The following is an 18,541-nucleotide window of genomic DNA, read 5'->3' as shown; positions in this document are numbered from 1 at the left end:
GCCGCGGCTCAGCCGGCCGCCGGCACTCGGAGGATCAGGGCGTCGCCCTGGCCGCCGCCGCCGCACAGGGCCGCCGCGCCGACACCGCCGCCGCGCCGCTTGAGCTCCAGCGCCAGGTGCAGCGCCAGCCGCGCCCCGGAGGCGCCGATCGGGTGCCCGAGGGCGATCGCGCCGCCGTTCGGGTTCACCTTCTCCGGGTCGACGCCGAGCTTGCGGGTCGACACCACGCCCACCGCGGCGAAGGCCTCGTTGATCTCGATGACGTCCAGGTCGGCGGCCTCGATGCCCTCCTTGCGGCAGGCGGCGGCGATCGCGTTGGCCGGCTGCTCGTGCAGGCTGGAGTCGTCCGGCCCGGCCACCATGCCCTGCGCTCCGATCTCGGCCAGCCAGGTCAGCCCGAGCTCCTCGGCCTTGGCCCGGCTCATCACCACCACCGCGGCGGCGCCGTCGCTGATCGGCGACGAGGAGCCCGCGGTGATCGTGCCGTCGGCGGAGAAGGCCGGGCGCAGCTTGCCGAGGGTCTCGGCGGTGGTGTCCGGCCGCACGCCCTCGTCGCTGTCGACCACCACCGGGTCGCCCTTGCGCTGGGGCACGTGCACCGGCGCGATCTCCTCGGCGAACAGCCCGCCCGCGATGGCCTTGCCCGCCCGCTGGTGCGAGGCCGCGGCGAACTCGTCCTGCTCGGCGCGGGTCAGCTCGTAGCGCGCGTTGTGCTTCTCGGTCGAGGCGCCCATCGACACCTGGTCGAACGAGTCGTGCAGTCCGTCGTAGGCCATGTGGTCGGTCATGGTCACGTCGCCGTACTTGAAGCCCGCGCGCGACTTCGCCAGCAGGTGCGGCGCCTGCGTCATCGACTCCTGCCCGCCGGCCACCACGATCTCGCACTCGCCCGCGCGGATGAGCTGGTCGGCCAGGGCGATGGCGTTCAGCCCGGACAGGCACACCTTGTTGACGGTCAGCGCGGGCACGTCCATGCCGATGCCGGCGGCCACGGCGGCCTGCCGCGCCGGGATCTGCCCGGCGCCCGCGGTGAGCACCTGGCCCATGATCACGTAGTCGACCTGGTCGGGCGACACGCCCGCCCGCTCCAGCGCGGCCTTGATGGCCACACCGCCCAGCTGCGCGCCGGTGAAGTCCTTGAGCTGGCCCAGCAGGCGCCCCATCGGGGTGCGAGCTCCGGCGACGATGACCGATCCGGACACGGTTCCTCCTGCGGCGGCGGTGGCGAGAGCCGTTCGACGATACCTGGCGGTCACGCCCATGTTGCCTGGTCGAAGGCCCGTCCCGGTCGTGACGCGGCGCACAGGCATCGATTCACGCCAGGGCGTGACCGACCACGGCCACTACATTCCCGCCCATGGCCGATCACGCGGGTACCGGGTCCGACTCCACCGTCCAGGCACTGGCCGAGCCGGGCGTGCTCGGCGTCGACCACGTCGGCATCGCCGTCCCCGACCTCGACGCGGCCATCGAGTGGTACGCCTCGACGCTGGGCCTGGCGGTCACCCACGAAGAGGTCAACGAGGAGCAGGGCGTGCGCGAGGCGATGCTGTCCGCGCCCGGTGGCATCGGCGGCGCCGCCGTCCAGCTGCTGGCCCCGCTGCGCGCCGATTCGGCCATCGGCAAGTTCATCGACCGCAACGGCCCCGGCATCCAGCAGCTCGCCTACCGGGTCGCCGACGTCGAGGCCGTGTCGGCGGCACTGCGGGCGAAGGGCCTGCGCCTGCTCTACGACGAGCCGCGCCGGGGCACGGCGGGCTCGCGGATCAACTTCGTGCACCCGAAGGACGCCGGTGGCGTCCTGGTCGAGCTGGTCGAGCCCGCGGCGGCGCACTGAGGCCGCTCGCGGGGCGCGTGCTGCGGCGCACGGTAGTGGCCCTCGTCACCCGGCACGATTCAGCGGGGCGACCGCCGGACCGGCGGCGGTTACCATACTGCGCAGTAACCGCCACTTGTTCGGGATAGCAAGCATCTGGCGGAGACCACGCAGCGACGAGCACCACCGGAGGCCCAGCCGTGCAGGAGATCCTCGACGCCATCCTCGCCGACCAGCTCGACGCCGTGGGCTCGCTCCCGGTCCCCGAGCACTACCGCGGCATCACCGTGCACGCCGACGAGGCCGAGATGTTCTCCGGCATGCCCACGCGCGACAAGGACCCGCGCAAGAGCCTGCACCTCGACGAGGTCGCGACCCCCGAGCTGGGCCCCGGCGAGGCGCTGGTCGCCGTGATGGCCAGCGCCATCAACTACAACACCGTCTGGACGTCGATCTTCGAGCCGGTGTCCACGTTCGGCTTCCTGCGCCGCTACGGCCGCGTCTCCCCGCTCACCAAGCGCCACGACCTGCCCTACCACGTCGTCGGCTCCGACCTGGCCGGCGTCGTCGTGCGCACCGGGCCGGGGGTGAACGCGTGGAAGCCCGGCGACCGCGTCGTCGCGCACTGCCTCTCGGTGGAGCTGGAGAGCCCCGACGGCCACAGCGACACGATGATGGACTCCGAGCAGCGGATCTGGGGCTTCGAGACCAACTTCGGCGGGCTGGCCGAGCTGGCCCTGGTCAAGTCCAACCAGCTGATGCCCAAGCCCGCCCACCTCACCTGGGAGGAGGCCGCCAGCCCCGGCCTGGTCAACTCCACGGCGTACCGGCAGCTGGTGTCGCGCAACGGCGCGTGCATGAAGCAGGGTGACGTCGTGCTGATCTGGGGCGCCTCCGGCGGCCTCGGCTCCTACGCCACCCAGTTCGCGCTGAACGGCGGCGCGATCCCGATCTGCGTGGTGTCCTCGCCGGCCAAGGCCGAGATCTGCCGCCAGATGGGCGCCGAACTGATCATCGACCGGAGCGCGGACGGCTACCGCTTCTGGAAGGACGAGCACACCCAGGACCCGACGGAGTGGAAGCGCTTCGGCTCGCGCATCCGCGAGCTCACCGGCGGCGAGGACCCCGACATCGTGTTCGAGCACCCCGGCCGGGAGACCTTCGGCGCCAGCGTCTACGTGGCCCGCCGCGGCGGCACCATCGTCACCTGCGCCTCGACGTCGGGCTTCGAGCACAGCTACGACAACCGCTACCTCTGGATGAACCTCAAGCGGATCATCGGCTCGCACTTCGCCAACTACCGCGAGTCGTTCGAGGCCAACCGGCTCGTCGACAAGGGCATGGTCCACCCCACCGTCTCCAAGGTGTACCCGCTGGCCGAGACCGGCCAGGCCGCGATGGACGTGCACACCAACAGCCACCAGGGCAAGATCGGCGTGCTGGCGCTGGCCCCGCGGGAGGGCCTCGGCGTCACCGACCCGGGCAAGCGGGAGCGCCACCTGCGGGGGATCAACCGGTTTCGGGGGGTGTGACCACGGGCGCGGCGGCTGCGGAGCGCGCTCACCGCGCTCCGCGTCACCCGCGGGGCCTCACGCCTCCGGGGTACGGTGGCCCGCATGCCACCAGACCCCGCTGCGGCGTCGTCCGGGTTCACCGTGGTCCGGAAGGGCTACGACCAGGCGCAAGTCGAGCGGCACCTGCGCAGGGTCGAGGCCGAGATGCGCATCCTGGTGCACGACCGCGACGCCGCGGTGGATCAGTCGGCGCAGCTCGCCCATGAGCTGGACGAGGCACGCGCCCGGTCCGAACGGCTGCGATCGCAGGTCCGTTCGCTGCTGAGCCCCCCGCAGAGCGTCCAGGGCATGAGCGAGCGCATGCGGTCGATGGTGCGGATGGCCGAGGACGAGGTCGCCGGCATGCTGGCCAGGGCCGAGACCGAGGTCGAGGACCGCAGGCGCGAGACCGAGCGCCAGGCCGCGCAGATCCTGGCCACCGCCAAGGCGCAGGCCGACGAGGTCGTGGCCGAGGCCGCCCGCCAGTCCCGGCTCGACGCCGACGAGCAGACCCGCGTCGCCGAAGCCGCCGAGGCGGCCCGCCGGCTGGTCGACGAGGACTTCACCATCGCCATGGACCAGCGCCGCTCCGAGGCGCTCGCCGAGCTGGCCGCGGAGCGTCGGCGCGGAGGCGCTGGCCGTGGGGGCGGCGGAGCGTCGGCGCGCCCGCACCGACATCGAGCGCGAGCGCGCCGAGGCGAGCGCGGCCGCCCGCGCCACCATCGCCGAGGCCCAGGCCGAGGCGAGGCAGATCGTCGGCGCCGCCGAGCGCGCCCTCATCGAGCTGCGCACCCTGCGCGGCCGCGTCAGCGACCAGCTCGACCACGCCCGCCGGTCGATCGAAGGCACCCTCGCCGGCCTCGACCCCCTGCCCGACGAGGACGCGGTCCTGGCGGCGACCTCGGCCGCTGAGCGGGCTCCGGCCCCGAAGTCCGGCCCGCCGACGACGGCGAAGGCCACCGACAGCGCGGCCTCGGCTCCGGCTCCGGCTCCGGCTCCGGCCCCACAGCCCAGCCCGATGACGGCGACGAAGGCCACCGGCAGCCCGGCTCCGGCTCCGCAGCCCGGCCCGACGACGGCGAAGGCGCCTGCCAGCCCGGCCCCGACCACCGACCCCGAGGCGAAGCCCGCAGTCCCGCAGGCGAAGTCCGCTGTGGAAGGGTCGAAGCCCGCGGCCCCCGAGGCGAAGTCCGCGGCCCCCGAGGCGAAGCCCGCGGCCCCCGAGTCGAAGTCCCCTACCCCCGAGGCGAAGCCCGCTGCCACCGAGGCCAAGCCCGCGGCCGCCACGCCGCCCCCGGCCGCCGAGCAGCCCGACTCCACCGAGCCTGCTCCGGCTGCCCAGCAGCCCATCTCCGCCGAGCAGCCCGTCTCGGCCGAGCCTGCTCCGGCCGCCCAGCAGCCGAACCCGCCCGCCCACCGGCCCGCGACAGCCGCGCCGCAGCCCGGCGCAGCCTCCACATCGCCGCAGTCCACCCCGGCCGCACCGGCGGCGAAGGCCACGACCGAGAGCCCGGCCCCGGCCGCCCCCGAGCAGAAGGCCGCGCCTTCCGCACCAGCACCGGCACCAGCGCCGTCCGACCAACCGGCCCGGGCCGCCCAGCCCAGCCCTGCCCCGGCCGCACCGGTCCCCGGCCCGCGGAAGACGGCATCGGGGAGCAGCACCCGCGAGCACACACGGTCCGTCGCGGCCTCGGCCGACCGGGCTGCCGCCGACGACCCGGCGAGCTCTCCCGCTCCGATCCCGACCGACGAACGCCCGACCTCCGCTCCAGAGCGTCCCTCCTCGGTGGTGCGCACCGCGTCGGACCAGCCGCCGACGACGTCTCTCCGCGCCGACAGCGCGCCGGAGTCGGCCACCCCCGAACCGGGGGCACCGGACACCGCCGCGTCGACACCCACGTCGCCAGACGCCCGCACGGACGAGGAGCCGAAGCTCGCCGCGAGCGTGGAGACCGGCGGCCCTGCCGTCGACAGCCCGACCGAGCGCCTCAGCGCGGTGAGCCCCGCGAGCGCCGCGCCCACACGACCCGGCACCCAGGCCGACGCGTCCGCGCAGCGCCCGGGCGCGGCCGCGCCGGCCCGTCGCGGCAGCGACTCCCGCGCGGGTGGCCGGTCGGGCGCGTCCCGCCGTCCGGTCCCCGCCGTCGAGGTCGGCCGGTCCCCGCGCCAACCCGACGCCCCGCAGCCCGCCCGTCCGCGGCCCCCCGCCCGCTCGGCAGGCGCCCCGTCCCGGCGCGCGGCCGCCGCGAAGGACCGGCCCACCCCTGCTCAGCCCGAGGCCGACACCCCGCAGGCGGCCCGCGCCGCGGCCCCGCGGCGCCCCAGCCCGACCGCGCGCCCCGCGGCTCCGGCCGCCCAGGCCGAGTCGCACAGCGCCGAGCTGACGGTCCGGTTCGAGGCGGTGCGCCCGCCGGCGGCCGACCAGCCCGGCCCGGCCCGGCCCGCCCGCACGACCGCCCGCTCCGGGTCGACCAGGCGCCCGAAGTCGGCCACCGGTCCGGAGGAGCCGCCGACCCCGGAGCGCACCGACACCCCGGCCGACGACTCCGCCGCCACCACCGAGCTCGCGGTCGCGGACCGCGGCGACGCCACGGCGGCCGACCCACCATCGGACAGGCCGTCCGACCCGCAGCCGGCGCCCCGCCCCCGGCGGCGCTCGGCCGCAGGCGCAACCCGCCGCTGACCCGCGACGAGCGCGGCTCTCGTGCGCTCCGGCGCACCGACAGCCGCACTCGTACCAGTCGGGCGCGGGTCGGTGCCGCGCCCGTCACCACCGTCCGCCGGGCCTGCGGCGGCCCCTCGCCGCCCAGCACGCGGTGTGCCAGTGCCGACGCTCCGTCACCGGGCCGTCGTCCGGCCAGCTCACGAGGTGCGCCGTGCCCGGGGCGATCGTCTGGTCGCACCCGGGGCAGCGGTACGCCTTGACCGCGCCCGATCCCGGCACCGGGCGCACCAGCCAGTCGCCGTCGGGGCCGCTCTCCCGGCGGGTCGGCGCCACCCCGCCGAGGGGGCGGTCGGGGACGCCGCGGTCGCGCGGGTCGGGGCGACCCCGCCGGGGCCGGTTGGAGCGGGGCACGAGCGGAAACGGTAGCGATCCGGTGGTGGTCGGGCCGGGGCCGGCTACCGGGCGGCGTAGTCGCGGAAGCCGTGCCCGGTCTTGCGGCCCAGCCTGCCCGCGGTCACCAGGTGCTCCAGCAGCGGGGCCGGGGCCAGGCCGGACTCGCGGAACTCCAGGTAGAGCGAGCGCTCGATGGCCAGCGAGACGTCCAGTCCGACGACGTCGAGCAGCTCGAACGGGCCCATCGGCAGGGCGCAGCCGGTCTTCATGGCGGCGTCGATGTCGTCGGCGGTGGCGTAGTGGGCCTCGAGCATCTTCACGGCGTCGTTCAGGTACGGGAACAGCAGCGCGTTGACGATGAAGCCGGCCCGGTCGCCGCAGGTCACCGGCACCTTGCCCAGCCGGTGGCAGAGCGCGATGCCGGTGGCGGTGGCGTCCGGCGCGGTGGTGATCGTGGAGACCACCTCGACCAGCTTCATGGCCGGGGCGGGGTTGAAGAAGTGCAGGCCCAGCACGTCCTGCGGGCGCGAGGTCGCGACGGCGCACTCGACGACCGGCAGCGACGACGTCGTGGTGGCCAGGATCGCGCCGGGCCTGCAGACCTCGTCGAGCGCGGCGAACACCGCCCGCTTGACGTCCAGGTCCTCGGCGACGGCCTCGATGACCAGGTCGGCCCGGGCGAAGTCCTCCAGGTCGGTGGTGCCGGTGATGCGGGCCAGCGCGGCGTCGCGGTCGGCCTCGGTGAGCCGGCCGCGGACCACCGACTTCTCCAGCGACTTGCGCAGCCCGGCCAGCGTCGCGTCCACCTTGGACCTGCTGCGGCCGCGGAAGACGACGTCGAGCCCGGCCTTGGCCAGCACCTCGACGATGCCCGCGGCCATGGTGCCGGTGCCGACCACACCGACGCGGGCCACGTCGCGCAGCGCGACGTCGGAGGGCAGCGCCTGGTCGGGGGTGAGGGCGTCGGGCACGACCTTGGAGCTGTGCGGGCCGTCGTAGGTGTAGAAGCCGCGCCCGGACTTCCGGCCCAGCAGCCCGGCGGTGATCATCTGCTTGAGCACGGGCGCCGGGGCGTGCGCCTGGTTGCGCGACTGCTTGTACATCGTGTCGAGGATCTCGTAGCTGGTGTCCAGCCCGATCAGGTCGAGCAGGGCCAGCGGACCCATGGGGTAGCCGCAGCCGTAGCGCATGGCGGCGTCGAGGTCCTCGCGGCTGGCGTAGCGCGACTCGAACATCCGGGCGGCGTGGTTGAGGTAGCCGAACAGCAGGGCGTTGGCGATGAAGCCCGCCCGGTCGCCGATGACGACCGGCACCTTGTCCAGGGTGGCCGCGAAGTCCTTGAGGTCGTCGATGACGTCCTGCTCGGTGACGACCGTGCGGACCAGCTCGACCAGCTTCTGCACCGGGGCCGGGTTGAAGAAGTGCATGCCGACGACGCGGCCGGGGCGGCCGGTGCGCACCGACAGCTCGGTGACCGACAGCGAGGACGTGTTCGACGCCAGGATCACCTCGGGCCGGCACACCTTGTCCAGCGTGGCGAACACCTCGGCCTTGAGCTCCAGGCTCTCCGGCACGGCCTCGATCACCAGGTCGGCGTCGGCCATGTCCTGCAGGGACGTGCTGGTGGTGATCCGGCCGAGCAGCTCGGCGGCGCCCTCCGCGGTCAGCTTGCCGCGCTCGACCGCGCGCGCCGTGGATGTCTCCAGGTGGTTGCGCCCGCGCTCGACGGCGGTGCTGTCCACGTCGACCGCGACGACCTGCAGCCCGTTGCGGGCGAACACCTCGACGATGCCCGCACCCATGGTGCCCAGGCCGACCACGCCGACCTTCCGGAACTCGCGTGCCACGCGTCCACCTCCGCCGTTGGGGATGGACCATCCTCGCATCCCCACCCCCGGCGACCAGCCCTCCTGTGACCGGGACCGCCCCGTCGAGAACGAACTCGTTGTCGTTTGGACCGGTCCAAAATGACGACAGGTTCGTTCTCGACGGGATCGGGCGGTGTCAGAACAGCCGCAGGTCCGTGGACTCGGTGCCGCGCAGTGCGTCGTAGTCGACGACGACGCAGCGGATGCCGCGGTCCTCGGCCAGCGTGCGGGCCTGCGGCTTGATCTGCTGGGCGGCGAACACCCCGGCCACCGGGGCCAGCAGCGGGTCGCGGTTCATCAGCTCGAGGTAGCGGGTGAGCTGCTCGACGCCGTCGATCTCGCCGCGCCGCTTGATCTCCACCGCGACGCTGCGGCCGGTGGCGTCCCTGCAGAGCAGGTCGACCGGGCCGATCGCGGTCATGTACTCGCGGCGCACCAGCGTGTAGCCCTCGCCCAGCGCCGTCGGGTGGGCGGCCAGCAGCTCCTGCAGGTGCGCCTCGACGCCGTCCTTGACCAGGCCGGGGTCGACGCCGAGCTCGTGGCTGGTGTCGTGCAGCACCTCGTCGATGGTGATCACCAGCGACTCGTCGGCCTTGTTGCGCACCGTCCACACGCCGGGCTGCTCCTCGAGCCAGCAGGGCGGGCTCATCCAGTTCAGCGGCTTGTAGGCCCGGTCGTCGGCGTGGATGCTGACCGACCCGTCCGACTTGACCAGCAGCAACCGCGGCGCCATCGGCAGGTGGGCGGTGAGCCGGCCGACGTAGTCGACCTGGCAGCGGGCGATGACGAGGCGCACGGCCCCGACCCTAGAGCGGCCCCCCGGCGGTCACCGGCGCGGGGCGGGCGGGCACCGTGGACGGCGTGGAGACGCTCAACACCCGCCAGGTCTACGCCAACCCGTGGATGACCGTCCGCGAGGACGACGTGCGCCGGGCCGACGGCACGCGGGGAATCTTCGGCGTGGTCGACAAGCCCACGGCGGCGGTGGTGATCCCGCTGGACGGGGACCGGCTGCACCTGGTCGAGCAGTTCCGCTACCCGGTGGGGGCGCGGCGCTGGGAGTTCCCGATGGGCACCGCGCCCGACCGGGCCGAACTCGACCCGGCCGAGCTGGCCGCCCGGGAGCTGGCCGAGGAGACCGGGCTGGTGGCCGGGCGGATGGAGCTGCTCGGCCACCTCGACATCGCCCCTGGTCTGACCAGCCAGCGCGAGCACGTCTTCCTGGCCACCGAGCTGAGCACCGGCGCGCTGGCCCGCGAGCACACCGAGCAGGACATGCGCGCCGGCTGGTTCACCGTCGCCGAGTTCGAGGACATGGTGCGCCGCTCGGAGGTCGTCGACGCGCAGACCCTCGCCGCCTACCTCCTGCTCCGCCTGCGTCGTGCGTGAAAGCGGGTGCCGGGGCACCCACTTCCACGCACGACCTCAGTGGCGGACGGGGAGGCGGGCGAGCCGGCGCATCGAGGGCATCGGCTCCCACTCCGGCTCGGCGGAGTCCAGCGCCAGGTCGGGGAACCGGTCGAACAGCGCCCGCAGCGCGATCTCGCCCTCCTGCCGGGCCAGCGCGGCGCCCAGGCAGTAGTGCGCGCCGTGCCCGAACCCGACGTGCCCCTCGCCGCGCCCGGCCGGGCGGCGGGTGACGTCGAACCGGTCCGGGTCGTCGTAGGCGCGCGGGTCGCGGTTGGCCGAGACGAGGATCGTCTGCACGGCGTCGCCGGCGGCGATGCGCGCCCCGCCCAGCTCGACGTCCTCGCGGGCGTAGCGGATGCGGGTGACCAGCACCGGCCCGGTCCAGCGCATCAGCTCGTGCACCGCGCCCGGCCACAGCTCGGGACGCTCGCGCAGCAGTCGCAGCTGGTCGGGGTGGGTGAGCAGGGCCTGCACGCCGTTGCCGACCAGGTGCGCGGTGGTCTCGTGCCCGGCCAGCACCAGGGTGAGCACCATCGTGACCATCTCGGTCTCGGAGAGCTGGTCGCCGTCGTCCTCGCGGGCCTGGATGAGCCCGGTCAGCAGGTCGTCGCGCGGATCCGCCCGCCGGGCCGCGATCAGGTCCTTGCAGTGCGCCACCATGTCCCGGATCGCGGTCGGGAAGTTCTTCCGGTCCATGGAGAACAGCTGCGTGGCCCACTCCCGCCACCGGTGCCGGTCGCCCTCGCCGACCCCGACCAGCTCGCAGATCACCGTGATCGGCAGCGGGTAGGCGTAGCCGGCCATCAGGTCGGCGCGCTCGGGCAGCCGGTCGAGCAGGTCGGCGGCGATCGCCTCGACCCGCGGGCGCAGCTCGGCCACCCGGCGCACGGTGAACGCCCGCGACACCAGCTTGCGCAGCCGGGTGTGCTCGGCGCCGTCGCGGTCGAGGATGGAGTCGGTGATGTAGCCGGTCAGCTCGTCGCTCAGCCCGATCGAGGCCATCAGCCGCCGGCGTACGTCGGTGGTCTCACCGGGCACCGAGTCGGGGTCGTTGACGAACCGCGGGTCCGACAGCACCGCGCGCACCTCGTCCTGGCGGGTGACGTACCAGGCGGGGCTGCCGTCCGGGGCCTGCCCGCGCAGCACCGGCGCCTCCTCCCGCAGCGCGCCGTAGCCGCCGTACGGGTCGGCGATGAGGGCCGGGTCGAGGATGTTCGGTCCGGTCGCGGTGGTCATGGTCTCCTCCTGACTGGCTCCGCCGGCGGGGTCACCGGACGCGGCGGCGCCACTCCTCGCGGAACTGGTCGAGCACGGGTGTGTAGAGGGCGATGACCGCCTCCACCGGGACCGCGTCCAGCGGCGGGTCCGGCACTTCGAGCGCGGCCGAGACGGTGCCGGCCAGCAGGTCCGCCCGGACCGCCTGCTCCACGGGTGATCCCGGCAGCGTGTCGATGAAGAAGAAGCCGATGCCGACGGCCTGCAGGACGTGCACCTGCGCGTCGACGTCCAGGTCCGTGCGCAGGCAGCCGGCCTCGCGCAGCAGCGCGATGTGGTCGCGCAGCGCCCGGCGGCGCAGCTCGGCGAGCGCACCGAGGGTGTGCGCGGCCTCGTGGGTCAGCCGACCGAGCACCTCGGCATCGCCGAGGTACAGCGCGCGCAGCACCGGGTCGGCCGCCACCTGGAGGTAGCCGGTCCGCAGCACCCGCGACGGCAGCGCCTCGGCGGCGTCGTCCCGGATCCGGCCGATGATCGGCGCGAGGCTGCGCCACTGCGCGCGCAGCAGCACCGTCAGGAACAGCGCCTCCTTGTTCGGGAAGTGCAGGTAGACCGTGCCCTTGCCGATGCCGGCCTGGCGGGCGACCTCGTCGATGGTGACCTTCTGGTAGCCCCACCGCAGGAGCAGCTCGGCCGCCGCGTCGAGCACGCGCTCCAGCCGCACGTCCGACGGCTTGACCAGATCGGTCCTTTCGGTCATAGAGTCACGCTACCCCGCCGATCGGATCGGGACAAGACCGCTCGGGACGGGCTACCGTCGAGGGGTGGGCGACTACGAGCACCTGCTGGTCAAGCAGGACGGCGACACGGTCCGGATCACCATGAACCGGCCGGAACGGCGCAACGCACTGTCCGAGCCGCACCTGCGCGAGCTGCTGCACGCCTTCGAGGCCGCGGGCGCGTCCGACGCCACCGGCATCGTGCTGGCCGCCGAGGGCAAGGCGTTCTCCGCGGGCCACGACTTCGCCGACGTCGCCGCGCGCGACCTCGCCGGCGTGCGCGACCTGCTTCGCCTGTGCACCCGGGTGATGCAGACGATCGAACAGGTCCCGCAGGTCGTCGTCGCCAAGGTCCAGGCCATCGCCACCGCCGCGGGCTGCCAGCTGGTCGCCTCCTGCGACCTCGCCGTGGCCGCCGAGTCGGCCGCGTTCGCGCTGCCCGGCGGCAAGGCGGGCTGGTTCTGCCACACCCCCGCCGTGCCCGTGGCCCGCAACATCGGCCGCAAGCGGCTCATGGAGATGGCGCTGACCGGCGACCCCGTCGACGCGGCGACGGCCGCCGAGTGGGGCCTCATCAACTACGTCGTTCCCGACGCCGACCTCGACGCCCGCACCGACGAGCTGCTGGCCCGGGCCACCCGGGGCAGCCGGTTCGGCAAGGGCGTCGGCAAGCAGACCCTCTACGCCCAGCTCGACCGGCCCGAGGCCGACGCCTACGCGATCGCCGTCGAGGTGATGGCGTCGATGTCGCAGAGCCCCGGAGCGCGCGAGGGCATGGCGAGCTTCCTGGAGAAGCGCCGACCGGTCTGGCCCGACTAGGGCTGCTCCGGACGGCCGCACGCGCCCGCCGCCCCGTCGCGACCCGGACACGCCGCGGGCCGACGGGCGCCCGCCATCCCGACGGGCCAGGATGGGGGGATGGTGCGCATCGCGGGGCTGCCCGTGTGGGTCAGCCCGTCCGACCTCGTGCAGGGAGCCCGCGCGGTGCTGGGCTGGACCGACGAGGCCGTCGGGGTGGTCGCGGAGCTGCCCAAGCGCGTCACCGGGCTGCTCGACGACGCCGACGGGCTCGTCCGGCGGATCACCACCCTGCTCGGCACGATCGACTCCCTCATCGGCACCGTCGACTCCCTGGTCGGCACGGTCGACACGCTCGTCGACGGCGTGCGCGAGGCGGTCGACCGGATCCGGCCGCTGATCGACGAGGTGCAGGGCGTCGCCGGGACGGCCTCCGGCCTGATCGCCAGGGTCGACGCCGTGGCGGGCGACGCCGCCGGGCTGGTCGCCCGCGTCGACGGGGTCGCCGACAGCGCGGGCGAACTGGTCTCCCGCGTCAACGGCGTGGCCGACAGCGCGGGCGAACTCGTCTCCCGCGTCAACGGCGTGGCCGACAGCGCGGGCGAACTCGTCTCCCGCGTCGACACGGTGGCCGGGAACGCCACCGCCCTCGTCTCCCGCGTCGACACCGTCGCCACCGACGCGGCCGGGATCGTCGACAGCGCCTCCGGCGTCGCCGACCGGGCCGGCGTGCTGGTGGGGCGCGCGGGCGAGCTCACCGGGAAGGCCGGGGAGATGCTCGCGGTCTACGAGCCGATCGCCGAGAAGGCCGCCCCGCTGGCCACCGCGTTCGTGAACGAGTTCTCCCGGGCCGAGATCGACGCCGCCGTCCGGCTGGTCGACCACCTGCCCAAGCTGGCCGACCACATGACGACCGACATCATGCCGATCCTGGCCACCCTCGACCGGGTCGGCCCGGACGTGCACGAACTGCTCGACGTCCTCAAGGACACCCGCCTGGCCATCCAGGGCATCCCCGGCTTCCGCATGCTGCGCCGCCGCGGCGAGGAGAAGGAAGAGGCCGCCGACGCCGAAGACTGAGCGGTCCCGGCGGTCTCGGCCTGGTCGGCGGCGTCCTACGGCCACGGGCCGAGCGAACGGCGCACTCGCCCAGCGCGGTGGGGTGAGCGCGCCGCTCGCTCGGCTCCGCGGGAGCGCGGGGCTCGTCGAGGTTGAGCGAGTGGCGCTGTCGCCCGAGCAGGTTGGGCGAGAGGCCCTCTCGCTCTGGGGTCGGACGAGAGTGGCTCTCGTCCGACTGGGCGGGACGAAAGCCACTCTCGCGCCACTCCCCCGGCCTCCTTCGCCGAGCCCGCCGCGAACGAGAGTGGCTCTCGTCCCGCCGGGCGAGACGAAAGTCGCTCTCGTCCCGCCGGGCCGGACGAAAGTCGCGCTCGTCCCGCCGCGGTGGTGCGCCAGCGCCGCGAGGCGGGGCGGCGGGGTGAGCGCCGAAGGCGGAGCCCTGGTGGGCGCGTAGCGCCACTCCTCTCCCGAGGCCCCTGCCCGATCAGAGGTCGCCCGCCGCGCAGGCGCCGCCGGAGGCGCTCTTCACCGTCACTGAGCTGGGCCTCGGGGTTGAGCTGAGCGCGTCGCCCACGACAGCCACCTGTTCAGGGCGCCTCCGGCGGCACCTCCGGTGAGGACCCCAGCTCCAGCAGGGGAGCACTTCCGGGGTGAGGTGGGCGCTGCGCGCCCCGTGCCTCGCCCGGCTCGCGGCGCTGCGCGCCGGATCGCCGGGGCGCGAGAGCGACTCTCGTCCCACCCGGCGAGCGAGTGGCGCGTCCGCCCAGCCCAGTTGGGCGAGGGCGCCGTTCGCTCACCTGGACGGGTTGGCCCAGCGGGACGGTGCGAGAGCGGCCTCGTCCCGCCAAGCGGCACGAAACCCGCTCTCGTCCGACCGGTCGCCCGGCTCCCCGTCTAGCTCTCGCGGTGGGCGGCCAGCACCAGGTCGACGATGGCGCCCATCATCTCGGTCAGCCGGTAGTCCTTGGGCGTGAACACCGCGGCGACGCCGCGCTCCCGCAGGACGGCGGCGTCCTCGGGCGGGATGATCCCGCCGACGACCACCGGGACGTCGTCGGCGCCCGCGGCGCGCAGGCCGTCGACCACGGCCGGCACGACCTCCAGGTGCGAGCCGGACAGCACCGACAGCCCCACCACGTGCACGCCCTCCTGCACCGCGGCGGCGACGATCTGCGAGGGCGTCAGCCGGATGCCTTGGTAGACCACCTCGAAGCCGACGTCGCGGGCGCGCACGGCGACCTGCTCGGCGCCGTTGGAGTGGCCGTCGAGGCCGGGCTTGCCGACCAGCATGCGCAGCTTGGAGCCGATCTCCTCGCCCGCGGCGCGGACCCGGTCGCGGACGGCGCCCATCTCGGTGGCGGCGTCGCCGTCGGCCCCGACGACGGCGGCCGAGACGCCGGTCGGGGCCCGGAACTCGCCGAACACCGCGCGCAGCACGCCGGCCCACTCGCCGGTGGTGACGCCGGCGCGGGCGCAGGTCAGCGAGGCTTCCATCAGGTTGGCGTCGGTCTTGGCCGCGTCGCGCAGCGCGTCCAGGGCGCTCTGCACGGTGGCCGCGTCGCGCCCGGCCCGCCACGCCCGCACGGCCTCGATCGCGGCCGCCTCGGTGGCGGGGTCGACGGTCTCGATCGCCGCGGCGCCCTCGGCCTGCAGCGGGCTGGGCTCGGTCGTCTCGAAGCGGTTGACCCCGACGACGACGGTGCGCCCCGACTCCATGGCCCGGCGCTGCTCGGCCAGCGAGGTGACCAGCCTGCCCTTCATGTACCCGGACTCGACGGCGGCCACCGCGCCGCCCATCTCCTGGACCCGGTCGATCTCGGCGCGGGCGCCCTCGACCAGCTCGGCGACCTTCGCCTCGACGACGTGGCTGCCGGCGAACAGGTCCTCGTACTCCAGCAGGTCGGTCTCGTAGGCCAGCACCTGCTGCATCCGCAGCGCCCACTGCTGGTCCCACGGCCGGGGCAGGCCCAGCGCCTCGTTCCAGGTCGGGAGCTGCACGGCGCGGGCGCGGGCGTCGCGGGAGAGTGTGACGGCCAGCATCTCCAGCACGATCCGCTGGACGTTGTTCTCGGGCTGGGCCTCGGTCAGGCCGAGGGAGTTGACCTGGACGCCGTAGCGCATGCGCCGCTGCTTGGGGTCCTGCACGCCGTAGCGCTCGCGGGTGATGTCGTCCCAGAGGCGGGCGAAGGCCCGCATCTTGCACATCTCCTCGACGAAGCGCAGCCCGGCGTTGACGAAGAACGAGATGCGCCCGACGACGTCGCCGAAGCGCTCCGGGGGCACCTGGCCGGAGTCGCGCACCGAGTCCAGGACGGCGATGGCGGTGCAGAGCGCGTAGGCCAGCTCCTGCTCGGGCGTCGCCCCGGCCTCCTGCAGGTGGTAGCTGCAGATGTTGATCGGGTTCCAGCGCGGCAGCTCGGTGACCGACCAGGCGACCATGTCGGTGATCAGCCGCATGCTCGGGCCGGGCGGGAAGACGTACGTGCCGCGCGAGAGGTACTCCTTGACGATGTCGTTCTGCGTCGTGCCGGCCAGCCGGGTGCGGTCGGCGCCGTTCTCGTCGGCGACGGCGACGTAGAGCGCCAGCAGCCACATGGCCGGCGCGTTGATGGTCATCGACGTGTTCGCGTCGGCCATCGAGATGCCGTCGAACAGGGTGCGCATGTCGCCGATGTGGCTGACCGGCACCCCGACCTTGCCGACCTCGCCCTTGGCCAGCTCGTCGTCGGGGTCGTAGCCGGTCTGGGTGGGCAGGTCGAACGCCACCGACAGCCCGGTCTGGCCCTTGGCCAGGTTGCGCCGGTAGAGCGCGTTGGACTTCTCCGCGGAGGAGTGCCCGGCGTAGGTCCGGATCACCCAGGGTCGGTCTCGCTCGCGGTCGCTCGGGTACGGCACCGGACACCTCCGCCATTGGGGGGCTGCGTGGTAAACCATGCTACTGGCGCGTAGGTCCGTGACCGGCACGAATGGATCGCCCGTCACACCTCGCGGGGAGCGGGGCCGCCGTCGCGGGCGGACAATGACCGGGTGGCTGACCAGGCGACCCGCTTCTTCGTCCTCTTCGGCGGGATGATGGTGCTGGGGCTGCTGGTCCTCGGGCTGCGCTGGACGTTCGGCACCGGCCGCGACCAGCCCGGTCCGCGGATCGCCGACCCCGACGACCCCACCGGCGACGGCCTGCTCGAGGAGGTGTCCCGGGTACCGACGGAGCCGGCCGCGCAGGTGCTGCGCGACCGGCTCCGGGAGGCGGGGATCAGGGCGACGGTGGGCCGCGTCGAGGGCGGCTACCGGCTGCTCGTCTTCCACCGGGACCTGGTGAACGCCCGGGTGGTGCTGAGCAGGGGTGCCCTGGAGTAGCGCTCAGACGCGGTGGTAGCGGGCGTCGAAGAAGCTGAACACGCCGAAGCAGATGAAGCCCAGCGCGACCAGGATCAGCAGGTAGGGCCCGAACGGCTGCTGGGCCAGCGTCTTCAGCGCGGCGTCGAGACCGGCGGACTCACCGGGGTTGAACCGCACGGCGGCCAGCACGACCAGGACGCCGACGATGGCGGTGGCGACGCCGCGGCCGATGTAGCCGGCCTGGCCGGTGCGGATGGCGAGCTGGCGGGACTTCTGGTCCGACGGAAGATCCATGTCCTCGGTGAACTTGGTCTTCCAGCCGCGGACGATCTTGTAGACGCCGACCCCGATGACGATCAGGCCGGCCAGCCCGACCAGGAACTGCCCGCCCGGCAGGCCCAGCACGCCTGCGGTTGCCTGCTGCTGCTGGCCGCCCCCGCCGCCGCTGCCCATGGCCGTGCGCCCGGCCAGGAAGGCCAGGATCACGAACAGGACGGCCTTCGCGGCGCTGACGCCCTTCTTGCGGACCTGCTTCTTCTTGTCGTCGACGTAGGAGTAGCCCCAGATGGCCTGCTCCGTGCGCCACAGCGCGGCGGCGATGAACCCGACGACCAGCACCCACAGCAGGAACTTGCCGAACGGCTGCTCGGAGATGGTCTGGAACGCGCCGTTCTGGTTGGCCTGCTCACCGCCCTGGCCGAAGGCGATCTGCAGGGCGAGCCAGCCGATCAGGAGGTGGGTGATGCCGTAGGCGAGGATCCCGATCCGGGCCCCGATCTTCACCGGGCGGCTGCGCGCAGCCTGCTGCGCGTTCTGGTTGGCACTCTGGGCTGCACTGGTCACGGGCGGGAGTTCCCACCGACGGGCCGTTTCATGCAGCCTTCACGAGGTCACGGAGTGATCACGGCGCGGGCGTCCGCCCGGTGGGCACGGCCGGTGTGACAGGCGGTGACGTCGGCACCGCGGCCTCCCGGCGCGACCGCCGCACCGCTCGGACGATCAGCACCACGACGACGACCGCGACCAGCACGCCGGTGAAGACCGGACCGATCAGGTGCGCGGAGTGCCGCACCGCGGCCGACGCCGCGCTGCCCAGCCCGACGTAGACCAGCCCCCACAGCACCGCGCCGAGCGCGGTGTAGGGCGCGAACCGGCGCAGTTGCATCCGCAGCGTCCCGGCGATCACCGGGACCAGCGAGTGCGCGACCGCCAGGAACCGCGACCCGACGATCGCCCGCCCGGCCCCGCCGCGCAGCACCCCCTCGGCGCGCACCCAGTGCGGCTCCCCGATCTTCCGCCCGGCCCACGACCCCCGGATCCGACCGCCGAACCGCCGCCCGATCAGGTAGCCGCCGGTCTGCCCGGCGAGGCTCGCCCCGGCCGCCACCGTGACCATCACCGCGTACTCCCCCGCGCTGCCCACCGTCGTCGCCGCGGCCAGCAGCACCACCTCGCCGGGCGTGACCAGCCCGACGAGCACGGTGGTCTCCAGCACGAGCATGACCCCGACGATGAGGCAGAGCTGCCAGAACGGGATCGCGTCCAGCGCCCCGAGCAGCGACATCATCCAGTTCTCCACGCGCCCCAGCGTCACGGCGGCGACCGGTCGAACCCATCCGGGTAGCCACTGAACGTGCTGGGGGTTC

17 protein-coding genes are annotated in these 18,541 nt (G+C 74.1%); 7 read left to right on the top strand and 10 right to left on the bottom strand.

All coding sequences use genetic code 11. The features are described 5' to 3' along the window. Positions 1-8 precede the first annotated feature (8 nt). Positions 9-1,202, bottom strand: a complete 1,194-nt coding sequence (locus tag KDL28_RS24445) for an acetyl-CoA C-acetyltransferase (RefSeq protein ID WP_252441848.1) — start codon at positions 1,200-1,202, stop codon at positions 9-11. Positions 1,203-1,357: 155 nt separating this feature from the next. On the opposite strand from KDL28_RS24445, the gene mce reads away from it, so the two are divergent. Together mce and ccrA are read left to right on the top strand one after the other, a co-directional pair. Next, positions 1,358-1,837: a methylmalonyl-CoA epimerase gene (gene mce / locus KDL28_RS24440; protein WP_252441845.1), complete on the top strand. Its 480-nt coding sequence runs from the start codon at positions 1,358-1,360 to the stop codon at positions 1,835-1,837. Positions 1,838-2,016: 179 nt separating this feature from the next. Beyond that, a complete protein-coding gene (gene ccrA, locus KDL28_RS24435) occupies positions 2,017-3,348 on the top strand; it encodes a crotonyl-CoA carboxylase/reductase (protein WP_252441842.1) in 1,332 nt (443 codons plus the stop codon). Between the two features lie 57 nt (positions 3,349-3,405). On the opposite strand, the gene KDL28_RS24430 is transcribed toward ccrA, so the two are convergent. Further along, on the bottom strand, positions 3,406-4,047 hold the full coding sequence (locus KDL28_RS24430) for a hypothetical protein (RefSeq protein ID WP_252441840.1): 642 nt from the start codon (positions 4,045-4,047) through the stop codon (positions 3,406-3,408). On the opposite strand from KDL28_RS24430, the gene KDL28_RS24425 reads away from it, so the two are divergent. Next, entirely contained in the window at positions 4,010-6,052 is a 2,043-nt protein-coding gene (locus KDL28_RS24425) for a hypothetical protein (RefSeq protein ID WP_252441838.1), read from the top strand. The two genes, KDL28_RS24430 and KDL28_RS24425, sit on opposite strands and share 38 nt — an antisense overlap. An 84-nt stretch (positions 6,053-6,136) precedes the next feature. Here KDL28_RS24425 and KDL28_RS24420 read toward each other — a convergent pair whose 3' ends face one another. From KDL28_RS24420 to nucS, 3 genes are all read right to left on the bottom strand, one after another. After that, positions 6,137-6,445: an Rv1322 family protein gene (locus KDL28_RS24420; protein ID WP_372497058.1), complete on the bottom strand. Its 309-nt coding sequence runs from the start codon at positions 6,443-6,445 to the stop codon at positions 6,137-6,139. Positions 6,446-6,489: 44 nt separating this feature from the next. Then, entirely contained in the window at positions 6,490-8,274 is a 1,785-nt protein-coding gene (locus KDL28_RS24415) for a 3-hydroxyacyl-CoA dehydrogenase family protein (protein ID WP_252441837.1), read from the bottom strand. 157 nt (positions 8,275-8,431) lie between these two features. Beyond that, positions 8,432-9,091, bottom strand: a complete 660-nt coding sequence (gene nucS / locus KDL28_RS24410; protein ID WP_252441835.1) for an endonuclease NucS — start codon at positions 9,089-9,091, stop codon at positions 8,432-8,434. A 65-nt stretch (positions 9,092-9,156) separates the two neighbouring features. Between nucS and KDL28_RS24405 the strand changes: the two genes are divergently transcribed. Next, the gene (locus KDL28_RS24405; RefSeq protein ID WP_252441833.1) at positions 9,157-9,684 is read left to right on the top strand and encodes an NUDIX domain-containing protein; all 528 of its coding nucleotides are present in this window, start codon (positions 9,157-9,159) and stop codon (positions 9,682-9,684) included. 36 nt (positions 9,685-9,720) lie between these two features. On the opposite strand, the gene KDL28_RS24400 is transcribed toward KDL28_RS24405, so the two are convergent. Both KDL28_RS24400 and KDL28_RS24395 read right to left on the bottom strand, forming a co-directional pair. Beyond that, positions 9,721-10,941: a cytochrome P450 family protein gene (locus KDL28_RS24400; protein ID WP_252441831.1), complete on the bottom strand. Its 1,221-nt coding sequence runs from the start codon at positions 10,939-10,941 to the stop codon at positions 9,721-9,723. Between the two features lie 31 nt (positions 10,942-10,972). Next, positions 10,973-11,680, bottom strand: a complete 708-nt coding sequence (locus tag KDL28_RS24395; RefSeq protein WP_252441830.1) for a TetR/AcrR family transcriptional regulator — start codon at positions 11,678-11,680, stop codon at positions 10,973-10,975. Between the two features lie 64 nt (positions 11,681-11,744). Here KDL28_RS24395 and KDL28_RS24390 point away from each other — a divergent pair, with 64 nt between their 5' ends. Together KDL28_RS24390 and KDL28_RS24385 are read left to right on the top strand one after the other, a co-directional pair. Beyond that, positions 11,745-12,518, top strand: coding sequence for an enoyl-CoA hydratase-related protein (locus KDL28_RS24390; RefSeq protein WP_252441829.1), 774 nt, complete (start codon positions 11,745-11,747; stop codon positions 12,516-12,518). Between the two features lie 99 nt (positions 12,519-12,617). Continuing rightward, positions 12,618-13,577 carry a methyl-accepting chemotaxis protein gene (locus tag KDL28_RS24385; protein ID WP_252441827.1) on the top strand — a complete coding sequence of 320 codons (960 nt, stop codon included), beginning with the start codon at positions 12,618-12,620 and terminating at the stop codon, positions 13,575-13,577. 873 nt (positions 13,578-14,450) lie between these two features. Here KDL28_RS24385 and KDL28_RS24380 read toward each other — a convergent pair. Then, positions 14,451-16,451 (bottom strand): ethylmalonyl-CoA mutase, encoded by a 2,001-nt coding sequence (locus tag KDL28_RS24380; RefSeq protein ID WP_252441825.1) that lies wholly within the window; start codon positions 16,449-16,451, stop codon positions 14,451-14,453. Between the two features lie 132 nt (positions 16,452-16,583). Here KDL28_RS24380 and KDL28_RS24375 point away from each other — a divergent pair, with 132 nt between their 5' ends. Further along, the gene (locus tag KDL28_RS24375) at positions 16,584-16,913 is read left to right on the top strand and encodes a hypothetical protein (protein WP_252441823.1); all 330 of its coding nucleotides are present in this window, start codon (positions 16,584-16,586) and stop codon (positions 16,911-16,913) included. A gap of 3 nt (positions 16,914-16,916) precedes the next feature. On the opposite strand, the gene KDL28_RS24370 is transcribed toward KDL28_RS24375, so the two are convergent. Then, the gene (locus KDL28_RS24370; RefSeq protein WP_252441822.1) at positions 16,917-17,738 is read right to left on the bottom strand and encodes a DUF1206 domain-containing protein; all 822 of its coding nucleotides are present in this window, start codon (positions 17,736-17,738) and stop codon (positions 16,917-16,919) included. Between the two features lie 58 nt (positions 17,739-17,796). After that, entirely contained in the window at positions 17,797-18,474 is a 678-nt protein-coding gene (locus tag KDL28_RS24365) for a DedA family protein (RefSeq protein ID WP_252441821.1), read from the bottom strand. Between the last annotated feature and the right edge of the window lie 67 nt (positions 18,475-18,541).

The sequence above is a fragment of the Pseudonocardia humida genome (assembly GCF_023898865.1).
Taxonomy (GTDB): Bacteria; Actinomycetota; Actinomycetes; order Mycobacteriales; family Pseudonocardiaceae; genus Pseudonocardia; species Pseudonocardia humida.
Note: the sequence above shows the minus strand (reverse complement) of the source record. Positions and strands in the feature narration are given on the sequence as shown.

Coding starts and splice junctions, on each gene's coding strand:
- mce (WP_252441845.1), top strand. CDS start 1,358: ATGGCCGATCACGCGGGTACCGGGTCCGACTCCACCGTCCAGGCACTG.
- KDL28_RS24400 (WP_252441831.1), bottom strand. CDS start 10,941: ATGACCACCGCGACCGGACCGAACATCCTCGACCCGGCCCTCATCGCC.
- KDL28_RS24430 (WP_252441840.1), bottom strand. CDS start 4,047: ATGTCGGTGCGGGCGCGCCGACGCTCCGCCGCCCCCACGGCCAGCGCC.
- KDL28_RS24385 (WP_252441827.1), top strand. CDS start 12,618: ATGGTGCGCATCGCGGGGCTGCCCGTGTGGGTCAGCCCGTCCGACCTC.
- KDL28_RS24395 (WP_252441830.1), bottom strand. CDS start 11,680: ATGACCGAAAGGACCGATCTGGTCAAGCCGTCGGACGTGCGGCTGGAG.